Origin of the sequence: Frankia sp. R43 (assembly GCF_001306465.1) — a bacterium.
Classification (GTDB): Bacteria; Actinomycetota; Actinomycetes; order Frankiales; family Frankiaceae; genus Parafrankia; species Parafrankia irregularis.
Map to the genome: position 1 here is coordinate 161,913 of NZ_LFCW01000010.1, position 16,472 is coordinate 178,384.

The 16,472-nt window shown below is 69.5% G+C and carries 14 protein-coding genes; 6 read left to right on the top strand and 8 right to left on the bottom strand.

What is annotated here, in order from left to right:
* Positions 1-257 precede the first annotated feature (257 nt).
* From ACG83_RS34700 to ACG83_RS34710, 3 genes are read right to left on the bottom strand one after another with little or no spacing between them, the layout of a single operon-like run.
* Complete coding sequence (locus tag ACG83_RS34700) at positions 258-446, bottom strand: hypothetical protein (RefSeq protein WP_054570477.1); 189 nt, start codon at positions 444-446, stop codon at positions 258-260.
* Complete coding sequence (locus ACG83_RS34705; RefSeq protein WP_235498367.1) at positions 434-619, bottom strand: hypothetical protein; 186 nt, start codon at positions 617-619, stop codon at positions 434-436. The genes ACG83_RS34700 and ACG83_RS34705 overlap by 13 nt, the downstream gene beginning before the upstream one ends.
* An 8-nt stretch (positions 620-627) precedes the next feature.
* Entirely contained in the window at positions 628-885 is a 258-nt protein-coding gene (locus ACG83_RS34710) for a hypothetical protein (RefSeq protein ID WP_152991606.1), read from the bottom strand.
* Between the two features lie 270 nt (positions 886-1,155).
* Between ACG83_RS34710 and ACG83_RS34715 the strand changes: the two genes are divergently transcribed.
* Positions 1,156-2,337: a helix-turn-helix domain-containing protein gene (locus tag ACG83_RS34715; RefSeq protein WP_161934826.1), complete on the top strand. Its 1,182-nt coding sequence runs from the start codon at positions 1,156-1,158 to the stop codon at positions 2,335-2,337.
* Positions 2,338-2,472: 135 nt separating this feature from the next.
* Here ACG83_RS34715 and ACG83_RS34720 read toward each other — a convergent pair whose 3' ends face one another.
* The 3 genes from ACG83_RS34720 to ACG83_RS34735 all read right to left on the bottom strand — a co-directional run bounded on the left by ACG83_RS34720 (position 2,473) and on the right by ACG83_RS34735 (position 7,628).
* Complete coding sequence (locus ACG83_RS34720; RefSeq protein ID WP_054570481.1) at positions 2,473-3,732, bottom strand: phage major capsid protein; 1,260 nt, start codon at positions 3,730-3,732, stop codon at positions 2,473-2,475.
* A 169-nt stretch (positions 3,733-3,901) separates the two neighbouring features.
* The gene (locus ACG83_RS34725) at positions 3,902-4,102 is read right to left on the bottom strand and encodes a hypothetical protein (protein WP_054570482.1); all 201 of its coding nucleotides are present in this window, start codon (positions 4,100-4,102) and stop codon (positions 3,902-3,904) included.
* A gap of 2,065 nt (positions 4,103-6,167) precedes the next feature.
* Positions 6,168-7,628 carry a recombinase family protein gene (locus ACG83_RS34735; RefSeq protein WP_054570484.1) on the bottom strand — a complete coding sequence of 487 codons (1,461 nt, stop codon included), beginning with the start codon at positions 7,626-7,628 and terminating at the stop codon, positions 6,168-6,170.
* A 255-nt stretch (positions 7,629-7,883) separates the two neighbouring features.
* Between ACG83_RS34735 and ACG83_RS47205 the strand changes: the two genes are divergently transcribed.
* Complete coding sequence (locus ACG83_RS47205) at positions 7,884-8,147, top strand: hypothetical protein (RefSeq protein ID WP_235498368.1); 264 nt, start codon at positions 7,884-7,886, stop codon at positions 8,145-8,147.
* A gap of 151 nt (positions 8,148-8,298) precedes the next feature.
* Positions 8,299-10,683: a bifunctional phosphoribosylaminoimidazolecarboxamide formyltransferase/IMP cyclohydrolase gene (purH, locus tag ACG83_RS34745; RefSeq protein ID WP_083473836.1), complete on the top strand. Its 2,385-nt coding sequence runs from the start codon at positions 8,299-8,301 to the stop codon at positions 10,681-10,683.
* 204 nt (positions 10,684-10,887) lie between these two features.
* Here the strand turns inward: purH and ACG83_RS34750 are convergent, their stop codons facing one another.
* Positions 10,888-11,208 (bottom strand): hypothetical protein, encoded by a 321-nt coding sequence (locus ACG83_RS34750; RefSeq protein WP_006543500.1) that lies wholly within the window; start codon positions 11,206-11,208, stop codon positions 10,888-10,890.
* A 634-nt stretch (positions 11,209-11,842) separates the two neighbouring features.
* On the opposite strand from ACG83_RS34750, the gene ACG83_RS46260 reads away from it, so the two are divergent.
* Both ACG83_RS46260 and mdh read left to right on the top strand, forming a co-directional pair.
* Complete coding sequence (locus tag ACG83_RS46260; RefSeq protein ID WP_235498369.1) at positions 11,843-12,595, top strand: DUF3017 domain-containing protein; 753 nt, start codon at positions 11,843-11,845, stop codon at positions 12,593-12,595.
* A gap of 415 nt (positions 12,596-13,010) precedes the next feature.
* Entirely contained in the window at positions 13,011-13,943 is a 933-nt protein-coding gene (mdh, locus tag ACG83_RS34765; RefSeq protein WP_054570486.1) for a malate dehydrogenase, read from the top strand.
* 211 nt (positions 13,944-14,154) lie between these two features.
* On the opposite strand, the gene ACG83_RS34770 is transcribed toward mdh, so the two are convergent.
* Positions 14,155-15,453, bottom strand: a complete 1,299-nt coding sequence (locus ACG83_RS34770; RefSeq protein WP_054570487.1) for an NAD(P)/FAD-dependent oxidoreductase — start codon at positions 15,451-15,453, stop codon at positions 14,155-14,157.
* Between the two features lie 25 nt (positions 15,454-15,478).
* Here ACG83_RS34770 and ACG83_RS34775 point away from each other — a divergent pair, with 25 nt between their 5' ends.
* Positions 15,479-16,321: a serine hydrolase gene (locus tag ACG83_RS34775; RefSeq protein WP_054570488.1), complete on the top strand. Its 843-nt coding sequence runs from the start codon at positions 15,479-15,481 to the stop codon at positions 16,319-16,321.
* Positions 16,322-16,472: the final 151 nt, after the last annotated feature.

The following is a 16,472-nucleotide window of genomic DNA, read 5'->3' on the forward strand; positions in this document are numbered from 1 at the left end:
TTCGGATAGGGCCCGGCCCGCCGGGCCCCTCCCTGTAAGTGCTTCTCCCAGAAAGAACACCACCGCGCGGACGCGCGGGCTGGCATCGAAGATCAGGGGCAAGGGCGGGGCGGACTACTCGGCTACGCCGTGGCGGGCACCGTCCAACGCTCCGGACAACCCGCTCAGGCCGTCGCCACGGTCCGCCCCGGGCGTTCTGACGGGAGACGAGACCAGGGCCCGTGTCGCTGCCCTACGGGCGTCGCTGGCCCGTTCGGCTACTCGCGGATGAACGTCTCTTCCAGGGCGTAAACGTCGGAAAGGATCTCGACGCGGGTCAAGGTCGGGTCGTCGACCAGGGCCTGGCGGGCGGCGTCCGGCAGGTCGATCAGGCGGTTCAGCCATTCCGGGACGTGGTAGAGCGTCCCGGCTTCGTTCTCGGCGCTCACGACGTTCAGGTAGGGCATGGCACGCCCCCGGTGTCCGCGAGGGTCTCGCCGTTGGGGTCGAGGATGCGTACCCGTTCGGCCATCGGCACCGTGCCAACCAGTTTGGAGGCAAGTTCCGGAAGGTTGGCATGGCGGAGAGCCTCGGGGTTGAGGACCGTCACACTGCGTTCCCGCTGGTCGAGGTACGTCATTATGAACATCATGGGCTGTTGGGGCTGACCGGATCGGCGATACCCAGGAAGGCGCGTTCGCGGCGTGCAGCGCTCCCGGCGATGGGCTTCTCTCGGGCGATGATCCGCGATCCTGCGTCGTCCTGGAGTTCGACGGACCGGACGCCGGGCTCTGACATCGCCTCGGTAACGATCTTCTCAAGGCCCATGCTCACGGCCTGCGGCCAGGTCAGAAAAGTGATCTCCGGTCGCCCCTCTGACCCTCTGCTCACCCGCACGTATGGCACCGCGGCCTCCCCTGGTCTCTCGCGGTAGGGGCCCCCGGGCGCACCGGCGTCGGCGGCGGCAGCGCACCCAGGGGCGTCTAGATGGGTGCCCCGGTCGTGTGTGATCCGGTCGGGTGATCCCCGGGGCGCCCAGATCAGACCCTGACAGGCCACCAAGCGTGACGGAACGGCCACACGGTCCCTGTGTCGCGATGCCACATGGCGCCACTAGGCCATAGCGCCCTACCTTGGTGGGGCCTGCGTACCCTTGCGGGTAGGGAGGGTGAGGCCATGACGGACGTCGGCACACGACTGGCCCAAATCCGCAGACGACGGAACATGACCCAAGAGGAGCTAGCCGAACGGTCCGGCGTAAGCGCGGACGTCATCCGTCGGCTAGAGCAGGGACGGCGGAGCGGGGCGCAACTGCGCACCCTCGGCGCGCTTGCTCGCGCGCTAGACGTCCGGACGTCCGACCTTCTCAGCCCAGATACAGAACTCGATCATTTCGACAATGGGGACACGGCTTCCCTGCTCGATATCCGGCGGATTCTCTTCCCCGCGTTCGGGGCGGACGGAATACCGGACGGCGCGCCTTCAACGGCGGAAGGTCTCGCGGCGCAAATCGACAGGGTCCAGGTCGAACACAGTCGCGGCTTGTATCAGGCGAACCTCTCCGACCTCACGGACCTAATTCCGGCAGTTGAGCGTCATGTACGCGAAAATCCATCACCCGAAGCGGCGACGCTTGCGGCGCGCGCCTATAAGATTCTCGCCGAAGTCCTGATACAGATGCGCCACGATGATCTAGCGCAGGACGTGGTTAAAAGATCCATGGCGTACGCCGAGAATGCGAGCGATCCGGTACTCTATGCCCTTTGTGCCGAGAATGCCGCATGGATTATGATCCTTCACGCCCGTTTCGCGGATGCTGTCGCGACGTCATTGCACCTTGCTCGCCTGATTGAGCCGCCGATCTCCAGTACCGACCGGCAACGGCTAGACGCCTACGGGCGCATGTGCGTGCGAGCGTCGGCCGCCGCGAGCCGCAATGCCGATGCCGGCGCGACAGCGGAAGCGGAGTCGCTAGCCCGTGCGGCTGCTCACCGATTGGGCGGAGGCATGGTCTATCAGATGCGATTTGGTCCCGCGAAATTGGCGATAGCCGAATCCGAGAACGCTATCGTCATGGGTGACCCCGAAACGGCGCTTCGAATTGGTCAGGCCGTCCAGCTCCGGGGTACCCCCGGGAAGCGGCATCTACTGACAATGGCGGAGGCTCAGATTGCCACGCGGGACTACGCGGGGGCACTGGCGACGCTGAACGGCGCGCGGACTCTTGCGCCGGAGTGGCTGAAACACCAGCGTCTCGGACGTCGCATGGTCCGTGACCTACTCGACGTAGTGCCGATCCGCGCGGCCAGGGAGAACGGGCTAGCTGACCTTGCGGTCGACATGGGACTAAGGCCGTAGGCGGAACGGGCCCGTAAAGACCCCCAGGGGCCGCGTAGGCGAACGAAACAGCCTGCCGGACACTTTGCCCCCGGAACGCAAAAAAGCGGCACCCCCGGAATGGGGGTGCCGCATCTGTCTTGCTACAGCTCAGGCTTACGCGACCAGGACGCCAGTCACGCGAGCAAGCGCCTTCGGGTCCGGGATACCCAGGCCGAACCGGAGAGTGCCACGGACGCCGGTCAGGTGTTCCTTCCACCGGCTCAGACCGTTGTCCGTCTCGATCAGGGCGGCGTCCTGGACGTTGAACACGGCGTACAGACGCGATGTGTCCGCAACCCAGATGGACGAGGCGGCCGACGACGAACCCTGAGTTTCCGTCTGCGGAAGCGCACCCGTGACGAACACCGGCAGACCGAACAGGCTCTTACCCGTGGGCGACTGCACGTCGGCCTGAATCAGCGGCTGACTGTAGCCCGTCGCGACCTTGACCTTTCGGAGAGCGGCCCACGTGCCGCCGTTCACGAAGATTGCCGCCGGGGAACCACCGTCGTTCTCAACCGCCGCGATGGCGTCGGACACCGTGTCGAGGTTGGACAGGACCGCGCCGTTGGTGCCAGCGCTCACGGTGTGACCGCTCGGAAGCGTCGCCGAGTAGAAACCGGCCGGGCCGTTCGTGGTCGTGTTCCCGAAAACAGCCGCCTCGACCTTGCGGGCGATGCTCTCGACGATCGTCCGCCCGACCTCGTCCAGCACGGCGGGATCAGAATCCCCGACCAGTTCCTGTGACAGGTAGGCGAGTCCGGCAACCTTGTAGGTCGGGATGTTCACGACCGACCCGGTGAAACCGGTGGTCGACATGTCGGCGTTCTCGGCGACCCACGCGGCGGCGTGGTCGGTGTCGACCTTCGGCAGGTCGAAGGAATGCTTCCCGGCCGGGAGGAAGATGCGCTGTGGGCCGGACTGGAGAAAGGCGACCTTCGACCGCAGCAGGTCGAGGAATCCGCCGGAACGCTGCGCCGGAGTGAGCTTGCCCGCACCAAGGGCCGTGGTTAGCTCACCGGCGCGGAACTCCGCGGCGAACTCCGCGGCGACCATCTGCCCGAAGCGGTTCTCACCTTCGTACCGGAACTCCCGGTCACGCCCGCCAGGGCTAGCCACGCCACGCGCGTCGAGGTCGATGCCGCGCGCTGCAGCGTCGACCCGCAGACCGTCGGCCAGCGCCGTGCGCTGCTCACGCTCGACCCAACCCCGAATGTCCGCGTCCAGCGCGTCCAGGTGGGCAATGGCCGCGTCATAGGCGGCCCGGTCCTGCGGGCCGATGTTGCCCGCGCCGTCCGCGCGGTCGAGGATTTCCTTTGCGTTGTTCCACGCCCGGTTCCGCTGCTCAACCAGACGATCAACGATCTGAGACAATTTCTGTTTCCATTCACGGTCTGTCGCAGGCCGGAAGCGTCATCCGGACGTCGGCCGTAGCCCTAAAGGTGTCGGGTGGTCCGCCTGCGAGCACAAGAAAAGGCGCTCGACAGGATGTCGGCGCCCGATGGCTATTCGGTTGTGTGTTCAGTTGTCGTGCCGAGTCCCGCTACGCGGCGTCGGGCATGAGGACCGCCGGGGCAAGGTCGTAAGGAATCGGCATCGTCAGCAGCCGAGCAACCTCGGCATAGGCAGCGGCCAAGTTGTTGAAGTGCTCCGCCGTTCGCGGGTCGGCCTCGGCGTCCCGAGCAACGATGAAGAACCGTGCCCGCCCGTGGGCGGCGGCGGCGTGCTCGTTTGCGCCGGCCACCTGGTCGGGGCGGTTCAGCGAGCGAATCCGGTATGCAGCCGCTCGACAGCGGTCATCGCAGTACCGCCGTGGTCTCCCCGGGCCCTGGGCCCGGGGAATCTCAGCAGCGCAGACAGGGCACCGTTTGGTGATGATGATCGGCAAGTGGGGTCTACTTCCGGTGAGTAGGCGGGGGAACCGGCCTCGCGAAACGCCGGCCGTTCCCACTGGGCCCCCGATGCTTCGGGGCCCCTACCTGCGGTTATGTGGTCGCCAGCCCAATAACGTGACGGGACTTGTGTCGTGACCTCCATCACATTCGATCGAAGGTCGGTGATCGACGGTGGAAAGCACGCACCGACCGGACACCGGTCGGGGTCGGCCAGGGCAACGGGCACTGGTTGGGCCATGCGGAGGCACACGCGGGAGCCGAAAGAACCGGGGTCTCCGGGGGGCCGCTCAGACTCTCCCGTCGGGCGGTGTTCGAAAAGTGCAGCAACGGCACGACGAACGGTTCAGACGAGATCAGTTCATCGGCTGGACCGTGAGGAGTTACCGACGGTTCAGCGCACCGGCCTCCCCGGGCCGGTGCTGTTCGGTAGCTGTAGCTGTTAGGCAGGCAGCACCCATCGGGGGTGCTGCTGCTGTCAGTCGGTACGGATTGCAGCGCCCGATGGCGCTGCTGCTGTCCGTTCTGCTCTGTTCAGTGCAGCGCCCACCGTGGGCGCTGCTGACTGTCTGTCTGCCTGTCAGGCGGCCCCATCGGGGGCCGCTGTCAGACTGTCTGTCTGTTCAGCGCACCGGCCTCCCCGGGCCGGTGCTGTCTGTTCTGTTCTGCACTGTCTGTGAGGCGGCCCGGGGCCGCCTACAGAGAAGAGTAATCAAAGTCGATCATTGGTGCCCTAGTCGTAGCTTCCTGTCCTGTAGCCACGGCTTCCCTGGCATCCCTGCCCACCGTGGGTGCGTCGGCAGCTCCGCCATCGGTGGCACGTCGATCGGGTCCGGTTCGGGCCACCACCACCCGTCGGCATCCGTGGGCGAATCCCCGTGGAGTAGCTCGCCCGTGATCGGGTGGCGGTAGGGGTCGCCCTCTCGCGGGTCCGACCATCCGGCCGGGAACCGGTACCCGTCGCGCGGGTCGTGCCGGTACGACACGTCCCACTCTCCCCATCGCACCGGAACATCGGCCGGTACCGTCGTCTGCCATACCGCCGTCGCGTTCATATGCCGCCGGACGCAGCGAATCAGCCCCTGCCTGATCAGGAAGTTGATGTGTCGAGAGGCCACGGGCCTCGATAGACCAAACGACGTCGACACGGAGAACCGGCCACGGCCGGAACCGTGGTCGAGGAGTTCGGCGACCTTCACCGCCACCTGCCGTGTTGCAGTCCCCATCGGGACCGTGTCGACGTGGGCGAGCCACGCCGAGACGGGGCGAACATCCCGCGTCGGATTCCCGCCGTCGGGGTCGGCCTTCTGTGGTCGAGGCCCGGTCGGGGTGCGTTCCCGGTCGTCGCCGTCCGCCAGGACTACGGCGACGTTTCGCAGGATGGTCACGCTGTCTCTCCTCGAATGGGTTCCCACGGATAGCCCCCGTAAAGGGCCCTGGGAGGGCCGCAGAGGCCCGTTTACGGGCAGGGTGCAGCGAGGGGGGGGCGGGGAATGAGAAAACCCCCGGTGGGCGGCCGGGGGTGATGGATCGGACTAAGCGGCCCGCTGGCCGGTGGAACTGGCGGTGCGGGTCATGTCGGCAAGAACCGGGGGAGATGCTTCCGCCGCTACAGTTGCACCCATCGATATGAGTGCCGCCGTGACACGCGCACGTGCCTTGTCGGGCACCGGTGGCGCTTCCGCGAGCGTGGCCTCTAGCCATTCCTCCCGCGTGAGGACACGCGGTCCGGGGACGATGTCCGCCCCCGTCGTCAACCTGAGATGCTGCCCATCGTTTGAACACCTTCCCTGACAGAAACAGGCCACCGGCGGTGGTGCCGGTGGCCGTTGTCGGAACGCTAGCAGGGTCGAGTGATCAAACTGCCTTGCAAGGGGCGGTGCGCCACGTGCGCGGGGGAGTACATACGGGAACCTTCTACGGTGCTCCCTGGGAGTGGTCACGCCAGACCACCCAGACGCGGGAGACGTCTAGCCGCGGTGCCTTCTGTTCAGTCGGGCGAATGACGATTCCGGAAACTAGGGTGGTGAGGATCTGCCGCCGTGCGGCCAACCATTCCTGCCACTCATCCGACCCCCGCCCGCTGGCCGGTTCCGGCAGGGTCCACAGCCGCAGTGCTTCGCCGCCGTCGAGGGTCACCCTGTTCCGGTCCTCCCTCATTTGCTGGTCAACGAGCTTCGCCCGTTCGGCGCGCACGCCGGTAGCCATTGGCCCCGCGTCGTCCGGATGCAATGCGCCCTTGACCACGGAAGCCTGAATATCGGCGAGCCTGCCATCGAGGACAGCAATCTGAGCCGCGACAGTCGACGCCGCGTGCTCCCGCTCCCATTCGCGACGTTCCAAATAGGCGCCGAGTAGATCCTCGACCAGGCTGGTAACAGGATCCTCGGAGACTCCGACACGCCTGGCACAGTCCTTCCGGCCACCGTTGGCCGGATGTGGACAGGTGTACCGCTTCCGTTGCCCATCGAGCTTCATTTTGGTTCCGCAGGACCCGCAGTACAGGAATCCTGCAACCAGCCGCTTGACCTGGTTTCCCGTGGCGTGACGAAACCCGGCGCTGTTGATGGCCGCGCACATCTCCTCCCATTCGAGGAGTGCGAGAATCGGCGGGAAATCGGCATGCTCGGCAATCACGTTGCCCTTGTAGGTCCGCAGGCCGCAAAGGTTCGGGCGCATGAGGGTGTAGCGCAGTGATCCGTGGCTCCAAGCCTTGCCGCGCGGCGACGGTATGTCACGTTCGCGGAAGTCGCGGACGACGCGGTAGAGAGCCTCGCCGCCGCGTATTCGCCGGCACGCCTCCCGGATGACGTCAGCTTGCTCGGGATGCACTTCGTACGACGTGACAACCCTGTTGTTGACGACCTCGACGCGCTTCCGGAAGCCGTACGGGATTTGCCCGCCCATGTATCTGCCCTTGCGTGCCTGCCGCAAGTGGGCCCGCCGGATCCGTAGAGACTTCAACTCCGAGTCTGACGTGTTCTCCGATCCTGCCTTGTCGAAGCCGCCACGGCCGGTCTCTGTGGCGAGATCGTAGGAGGCCCCATCCACCTGCATGACCGTAAGGCCGATGCGCTCACCGAGGCGGATGACGTCGAGCCGCTGCTCTCGGGACCGGACGAGTCGGGACGAGTGAACACAGAGCACGTAGCGCCACTTGCCCGCCCGAAGATCACCCATCAGGCGTTCGTACTCGGGACGCTCTACCTTCGGGTTCCAGGCTGACCGGTCGTTGTCGGAGTAGATGTCACCCTCGACCAGGTCCGGCCGGTCCTCGATGTACTCCCGTAGCCAGACGATCTGATCATCGACTCCGATCTGTTCACCCGTTTTGTCGTTACTGATCCGTACGTAGATCGCAACGGGTGAGATGGGCATCAACCGATAGTAATCGACCTGCTCAGGGGGTTGGGCCAGCTTGACGACCCGGGGCCCCTTTGATGAAGATGTAAAGCGATCTCGTACTGGGAGGTGTGGCCGGGCCGGGGTGGGCGGGAGCCCTCCGCACGGACGTTGGCCCGGCTGGCCGAGATCTACCACTGCCGGCCAGGTGATCTTCTGGACGGGATGGACAGCGGCGATCTGGAGACCATGCCGGGGCGTGCGCCTGCGGCCGAGTCCTCAGGCCGAGGCGTGAGCAGGTATCGGCGCGAGGCCGGCGGGGCCTTCTCCGACTGTCGCGACGGGGCGGCCGGCGACGGTGCTGCCGGCGGCGGGGCGGGTGGCGACGAAGCGGGTGGTGGTGAGGTGCCCGGAGCGCGGCCCGAGCGGCGGCGCGAGTCGTTCGGAGGCTGCGACGGCCCGGATCAGGACGTGGACTGGGTGCGCGCGCCAGCAGTGATGATGGTGCATCAGAGCGGACCCGAGGACGTTGGCTGGGGCAGCCAGGCCGCCTGACCGGCGGCCGGCCCGGTGCGTTCCGTGCAGGTCCGGCGTGTCTGGAGCACCGAGAAAGTAGATTCGGACCGTCGTCGCTGGCCATCGCCCGCGGATTCCCGAGCTCCCGGCCGGTCGACGTCGGCCGGCCGACCAGTTCACGGAGGGGTCTGTGCCCGCTCGTCTAGTCGTCCTTGCCTCGGGGGCCGGCACCACCCTGCAGGCAGTCCTGGACGCCTGTGCGGACCAGGCCTTCGGCGCGCAGGTCGTGGCCGTCGGGACGGACCGGGTGGGCACCGTCGCGCAGCGCAGGGCCGAGTCCGCCGGTGTGCCGGTGTTCACGGTGCGGCTCGAGGACTGCGCCGACCGCGGCGCGTTCAACGAGCTCACCGCGGCCAGCATCGCGCGGTACGAGCCGGATCTGCTGGTTCTCGCCGGCTACATGAAGATCCTCGGCGCGCAGGTGATCCGGCGCTTTCCCACGGTGAACACGCATCCGTCGCTGCTTCCCGCGTTCCCGGGCGCCCACGCGATCCGGGACGCGCTCGCCGCCGGTGTGCGGACCAGCGGCGTGACGGTGCACTGGGTGGACGAGGGAGTCGACACCGGGCCGGTGATCGCCCAGGCGTCGGTCCCGGTGCTTCCCGGCGACGACGAGGACGCGCTGAGGTCACGCATCCAGGCCGTGGAGCGTGGCCTCTTCGTCGACACCATCGGCCGTTTCGTCCGCGGTGAGCTCTCATGGGAGGGCAGGGCGGCGGGTACGTCCGCACTGGGAGGCGCGGGCGCGGTCGCGGCGCGTCCGGAGGTGGCGCGTTCGGGGGCGGGGGACGAGGTCGCAGCGGTGGAAGTTCATGCCAACGGAGGCGTTGTGGAAGGTTCAGGAGGGCTCATGTCGGGGGCGTCGACAACGGAGATCGGTGAGGGCGGCACCAGCGCGGCGCCCGCGTCGGGCAACGGGCAGGCCGAGACCTCGAGCGAGGTGGTGGCGACCGGGCACCGTCGCCTGCGGCGTGCGCTCGTCAGCGTCTACGACAAGAGCGGGCTGGAGGAGCTGGCCGCCGCCTTCGTCGACGCCGGTGTGGAGGTGGTGTCGACCGGGTCGACGGCCGACACGCTGGCCAGGTTCGGTGTCGCGGTGACACCGGTGAGCACGGTGACCGGCTTCCCGGAGGTTCTCGGCGGCCGGGTCAAGACGCTGCATCCCCGCGTGCACGCCGGCCTGCTCGCGGACCTGCGCAACGCCGAGCACGCGGCGGTCCTCGCGGAGCTCGACATCGAGCCGTTCGACCTGCTGGTGGTCAACCTCTACCCGTTCCGGGAGACGGTGGCCTCCGGGGCGACCGAGGACGAGGCGATCGAGCAGATCGACATCGGCGGGCCGGCGATGCTGCGCGCGGCGGCGAAGAACCACGCGTCCGTCGCAGTGGTTGTTTCGCCGGGCGACTACGGCGACCTGGCCGCCGCGGTCCGGGGCTCCGGCTACGACCTGCCGGCCCGGCGGCGGCTGGCGGCCCGCGCGTTCGCGCACACCGCGTCCTACGACGCCGCGGTGGCGTCCTGGTTCGCCAGTGTGCTGGCCCCCGACGAGACGGCGAAGGAGAGCGGCTGGCCCGATGTGCTGGCCGCGCAGTGGCATCGCACCAGCGTCCTGCGGTACGGCGAGAACCCGCACCAGCGGGCCGCGCTGTACGTGGGCGAGGACGGCAGCACCGGCCTCGCGTCCGCGCAGCAGCTGCACGGCAAGCCGATGTCCTACAACAACTACACGGACACCGACGCCGCCTGGCGATCGGTGTTCGACTTCGCGGACCCGGCTGTCGCGATCATCAAGCACGCGAACCCGTGTGGCATCGCCGTCGCGGCGACGGTCGCGCAGGCGCACCGCAAGGCGCACGCCTGCGACCCGGTGTCGGCGTTCGGCGGGGTGATCGCGGTGAACCGCCCGGTCAGCGTGGAGCTGGCCGAGCAGATCGCGGAGATCTTCACCGAGGTCGTGGTCGCGCCCGACTACGAGCCCGGCGCGGTGGAGATCCTCTCCCGCAAGCCGTCGATCCGCCTGCTGCTGTGCGCGCCGCCAGCCCACCCGCGCGGTGTGGAGATGCGCCAGGTCAGCGGCGGCATGCTGCTGCAGTCCCGGGACGCGCTCGACGCCGCCGGCGACGTCACGTCGGGGTGGACGCTGGAGGCCGGCGCACCGGTCGACGAGACCACCCTCGCCGACCTCGGCTTCGCCTGGCGCGCCGTGCGCTCGGTGAAGTCGAACGCGATCCTGCTCGCCGCGGACGGAGCGACCGTCGGGGTCGGGATGGGGCAGGTCAACAGGGTCGACGCCGCGCGCCTCGCGGTGACCCGCGCCGGCGACCGGGCGAAGGGCTCGGTGGCCGCCAGCGACGCGTTCTTCCCCTTCCCGGACGGCTTCCAGGTCCTCGCCGACGCGGGTGTCCGCGCGGTGGTGGAGCCGGGTGGCTCGGTCCGGGACGAGGACGTGATCGCCGCTGCGCGGGAGTCCGGTGTGAGCCTGTACTTCACCGGGGTGCGCCACTTCGCGCACTGACGGCTCCGCTCCACGGGGGCGGCTGGCAGGTGCGGCGGGTGAATCGGTCCTGGGCCTGCACACCTGCCACGCCGGCCACCGCTGTCCCGGCCGAGGCTGGCACGGAGTCGTCGGGCGTCGGGCGCACACTCCTCGAAGCGGCCGGCCTCGATGCCGTGCCGCACGCGCCTGCCCCGGGCCGGTCGAACGCGGCCCGGGCGGTGCTCAGGAGGTGGAGCCGACCTCCGCGGCGGCGCTCCCGCGGCGGGTCACCGTCGGGCTGCCGTTCGAGGACCCGTTCGACTGGGCGGTCGTCGCCGCCCCGCCGGGAACATCCGCGGTCGGCACGTACCGCTGCGCCACCCAGTCGAGCGCCTCTCGCCAGCTCGCCCCGTAGAGGACGGAGATGCGGTCCGCGGTCTGGCGCGCGAGCGCCTGCACGAAGACCCGGTCATCGCTGTCGAGATGGCGCGCGTCGCCGAAGGTCTCCCACGCCCGAAACATCAGTTCCTGAAGCTTCTTGCTGTGCGGCGAATCGTCTGCCACGTCGAACTCCCTACCAATTGGGGACCGCGGCGGCAGTCTCCCCTAGTCGCGCACGACGTGTGCACTCGGGGGGTCTAGATCGTTGGTGTCCGCGTGAGATGCGGGGATCGTCCGTAGTCATCGCTGTTTGCCGCTGTGGGGCGCATGATCTGCCTGTGCTCTGGGCAGAGTGCCCCGGTCGTCGCCATTCGTGGGATGGGGGAGGGGCCGGGTGTGCGTCGCGGGAGTGTGATTCTGTTGTGTTCTGGTTGATGTCGATGCGAGCGGAGTTACACGAACTGGGCACCACGCTGGAGCCATCGCACGACGGGAGGGGGGCCGGATGGCCCTGGCGTACGGGCCTCGGTCACTCCGAGGTGGCCGCGGCTGCGAAGGGTCGGTTCGGTGGAGGTCTCGGGCCTGGTGAAGGTCCCGTGCTGACGGAGCCGGTGAAGGTCCGGCGTGCGGCGGCGTCATCCCCGGCCCGGTGGGTGGCTGCCTGCACGGCCGGATCGGCGGGCGCCTACTGTGTGGGCTCAGATGGCGCGGAGGGTCAGGTCGCGCGCAGGCCCGGACCGGTGTACTCGGACCGAGCGCGTAGCGGGCCCCCGGGCAGGGCGTCGACGTCTGGCGTGGGTCGGGGAGGCGGGAGCAGATGACCGACAGCGCCCTGGGCGCGTGGGATCGGCCCCAGCGGGAGGACATCGGGCAGCGGCCGGAGCGGCCGCGTTCCGCGTGGATGACGCCGGCGGCTGCCTACCCCGACACGCGGCCCGCGGCCGGTCCGGCCGCTGTGCCGCCCGACGGCTGGCCGGCCCGCCGGGATCTCGACCAGCCGCACCCGGGCGGCCGGTGGGCCGCCCCGCTCCCGACGGGGCCGTCCTTCGGTGATCCCCACCTCTCCGGGGGTGACGGCCACGGCGAACGGCACGGCCGGCCGGACCGGCCGGAACGGAGACCGTCGGGTACCGCTCCAGTCAGCCCCGCTCCAGTCAGCCCCGGTCCGGCCGGCGCCGGCCCCGGTCTGTCGGGTGCCGGTCCGTCGCCTGCTCGTCCGGACCGGAGCGGGCCGCCCCGCGCCGAGCGTCACGAGGGGTCCGAGGGGCCGTCGGGCGGCCCCCGTTCGTCGGGACCGCCATCCAACGGCCGTTTCGGCAAGGTGCTCTTCGTGGCCGTTCTCGGCGGCGTCACACTGGGCCTGCTGCTCGTCACCCAGGACTACTGGCGTCGCGGGCTGCTCACCGTCGGCGGTGTCCTCCTGGTGGCCAGTGCGCTTCGGCTGTGCCTGCCAACCCGCAAAGTCGGCATGCTGGCTGTCCGCGGGCGGCTTTTCGACACTGTCACCCTCGTTGTACTGGGCCTTGCTGTGATCGTCCTCACTCTGGAGGTCCCCCACGTCGGTGGGTGAGGCGGATCTGCCACCGAAAGTGGCAGCTGAGGTCACGGTTCGGGCTGTAACCAGGTCTGGGCCCCATCGGCGGCCACCAGTCGTCACCCCGCGGCGACGTGGCGCGCGTCGCCGTCCACTGCCGTACCTGCGACTCGCGCGATAGCCTCGGCAGGTCATCGGAGACAACCGTGCACAGATAAGCGGGGCGAACCGCGCCTATGGCGAACCGTCAGGTAGCCCTGATACTCGGCGGCGGCATCGGGCCCGAGCCGACCGACGCTCCCGGGTGGCATGGCGAGCCTGCCACCGAGGCGATCGGAGCCAGGGCAGATCGGTCACCTGAGACCTTCGCGCCGACGCGTACCGACCCCGCCGTGGGCACCGCCGCGATCGCTACCGCGATCATCGCGATATTGGGGAGCTGATCAGTCCAATGCCGGGAAAAGTCACTGTCGTAGGAGCCGGTTTCTACGGTTCGACGACCGCGCAGCGACTGGCTGAGTACGACATCTTCGACAGCGTCGTCATCATCGACATCGTCGAGGGCAAGCCGCAGGGCCAGGCGCTCGACCTCAACCAGTCCCGGTCGATCGAGGGCTTCGAGACCAAGGTCGTCGGCACCAACGACTATGCCGACACGGCCGGTTCGGACGTTGTCGTGATCACGGCCGGCCTGCCCCGTAAGCCGGGCATGAGCCGGATGGACCTCATCGAGGTCAACGCCAAGATCGTCCGTCAGGTGTCGGAGAGCATCGCGAAGACGTCGCCGGACGCGGTCGTCGTCGTGGTGTCCAACCCGCTCGACGAGATGACCGCGCTGGCCGCCAACGTCCTGGGCTTCCCGCGCTCGCGGGTGATCGGCCAGGCGGGCATGCTCGACACCGCCCGGTTCACCGATTTCGTCGCGGAGGCGCTGAACGTGCCGGTCGCGTCGGTGAAGACGCTGACGCTGGGCTCGCACGGCGACACGATGGTCCCGGTGCCCTCGCAGTGCACCGTCGACGGCAAGCCGCTGAGCGACCTTCTCCCGGCGGCGAAGATCGACGAGCTGGTCGACCGGACCCGTAACGGTGGCGCGGAGGTTGTCGCGCTGCTCAAGACCGGGTCGGCCTACTACGCCCCGTCCGCCGCCGCGGCCCGCATGGTGAAGGCCATCGCCGAGGACTCCGGCGTCGTGATGCCCGTCTGTGCCTGGGTGCAGGGCGAGTTCGGCATCTCCGACGTGTACCTCGGTGTCCCGGCCGAGATCGGCGCCGGCGGCGTGAAGAAGATCGTCGAGCTCGACCTCACCGACACCGAGCTGGCCGCGCTGAAGACGGCTGCCGAGGCCGTGCGCGCCAAGCAGGCGGACGTCGCCAGCCTGTAGTTCTGGTAGTTCGCCAGCCTGTCGCACTGACTGCCCTGCCGGCCCACAGCCCGTGGTCTGTGGGCCGGCGTTCTTCGGCCGGCCGGCGTTTCCCGGCCGGCGCGTGCCAGCGCGCCGCGAGCCACGCGGCAGCACGTGGGCGGCCTGGGCGGGATGGCGATGCGTGGATGGCGGTGCGGCGTGATGCGGCGCGGTGTGCTGCGCTGCGATGTCAGCGCAGCCCGCGCACGGCCCGGCGGAGGGCGAGCCGGGCCAGCGAGGCGGCCGGGATCGTGCCCTTGCCGAGCCCGATCTCGACGAGGCTGTCGTAGAGATCGGTCCGTCGGCTTGCCGAGCGCACCGCCGCGTCCATCAGCGGGCGGTGCCGGCCGGCGAGATCGGCGAGCAGCGTGGTGTGCCGAAGATGCCGGCCGAGCTCGCGGTGCAGTGCGCGCCGATAGACCCGCCCCGCCGCCGGCCCCGGATCGGTGATCGCGGCCCCGCCGGCGAGTGATCCCGACAGCAACGCGTAGTAGATGCCCTCACCCGTGAGCGGGTTGATGAGGGACGCGGCGTCGCCGGCGAGCAGCACCGGCCCGTCCGGCAGCCGGGGGCGATGCGTGGACAGCGGCAGGTGGTGCGCGCGCAGCGTGCCGGCGTAGGCCGGCGTGTCCGGCAGCAGGCGGGCCAGGGTGCCGTGCAGGACGTCCTTCGGGGTCCCGGCGCTGTCCCGCAGCTGGGAGCGGAGCATGCCGTACCCGATGTTGGCCCGGCCGTCCCCGATGGGGAACGACCAGGCGTAGGCCGGCCAGCCCTCGTCCGTCATGTGGATGAGCTGCTCGGGTGGGCGGTCCTCCTTGGGCGCGTCCGCGTAGGCGCGGACGGCGATGGCGAGCCCTTCGGGCGGGTTCGGCCCGATGCCGAGCGCCCGGCGCACCGTCGAGTTCGCGCCGTCCGCACCGATCACGACCCGGGCGCGCAACGCACCGCCGTCGAGGGCGACCACGGCCGGTTTCCCGGGGCCGCCCGCCGGGACGACCTCGAGCGCCCGCACCCGCCGGCGGGTGAACAGCGCGCCACGAGCCCGCGCGGCGGCGACGAGCCGGGCGTCGAACACCTCCCGGGGGATCACGTGGGTGGCCCGCTCGGACGGTGTCGCGACCTCGGCGCCACCCGGGGTACGCAGCCGCATGCGGTCCACCGGGTGGTACCCGCGGGTCACATCGGTGACGCCGAGCCCACGCAGGACGTCCAGGCCGTGCGGCGCGATTCCGTCGCCGCAGGTCTTGTCGCGGGGGAAGTCGGCGGCATCGAGGATCATCACCCGGGCGTCGGGGCGTAGCTGCAGCGCCCGCAGCGCCGCCGCGCTGCCGGCCGGCCCACCGCCCACGACGAGCAGGTCCAGCGGCGGTTCGTCGGCCCCGCCTGCGGAGCTGGTGTGCGAGGCGGGGCGGGAGGGAGCTGGGACAGGCACGCCTGCCAGTGTGGCAGCCCGCACGAGGGCGCTGGCCGGGCGAGGCTCGTGGAACATGGGGCCAGTTCGTAGAGTGCGAAATATGGACGCGCTCCGACAGTTGAACCAGTGGCCGGTGGGATCAGTATCGGCTGTCGTGCTTCGGCGTGCCGGTGACGCGGTCACGCAGGTCGGCGTCAGCGGCGATCCGGAGCTGCCGTTCCGCCTGGCTTCGGTGTCCAAGACGATGAGCGCGTACGCGATGCTCGTCGCGGTCGAGGAGGGCGCCGTCGCGCTCGACGACCCGGCCGGGCCCGAGGGGTCGACGGTCGCCCACCTGCTGGCACACGCGTCCGGCCTGGCGTTCGCCAGCAGCCGGGTACTGGCCAGGCCGGGTACCCGCCGCATCTACTCGAACGCGGGTTTCGACGAGCTGGGCCGCCATCTCGAACGGGTCACCGAGATCCCGTTCGCGACCTATCTCGCCGAGGCCGTGTTCGAGCCGTTGGGCATGAAGACCGCGGCCCTGACGGATTCACCGGCCTTCGGGGTCACCGCGAGCCTGGCCGATGTGGCCGCGTTCGCCGCCGAGCTGCTGGCACCGACGCTGCTGTCCGCCCAGACCTTCGCCCTGGCGACGTCGGTCGTCTTTCCCGGCCTGACCGGAATCCTGCCCGGCTTCGGCGGGCAGGACCCGAACGACTGGGGCCTCGGGTTCGAGATCCGCGGGCACAAGAGCCCGCACTGGACCGCCGCGGCCAACAGCCCGGCGACCTTCGGCCATTTCGGCCGTTCCGGCACGTTCCTGTGGGTCGATCCCGAGGTGCGCGTGGCCTGCGTGGCGCTGACCGACCGGGATTTCGGGGAATGGGCGGCCGCGGCGTGGCCGGTGCTGTCCCGGGATGTCCTCGCCGAGCTCGCGGCCTCGACGGATTCGGTGGCCTGACCTATCCGGCCGGGCGGCAGCCTGAACCTCGTCTGATTGTCGCCTGAGCCCTGTCTGAGCCCTGTCTGAACCGTGTCCGAGCTCTGTCCGAGGCCTGCCTGAGCCCGGTTCGAGGCCCGCTGCGTCAGGCCGTGGACACGGTCGGCGAGCA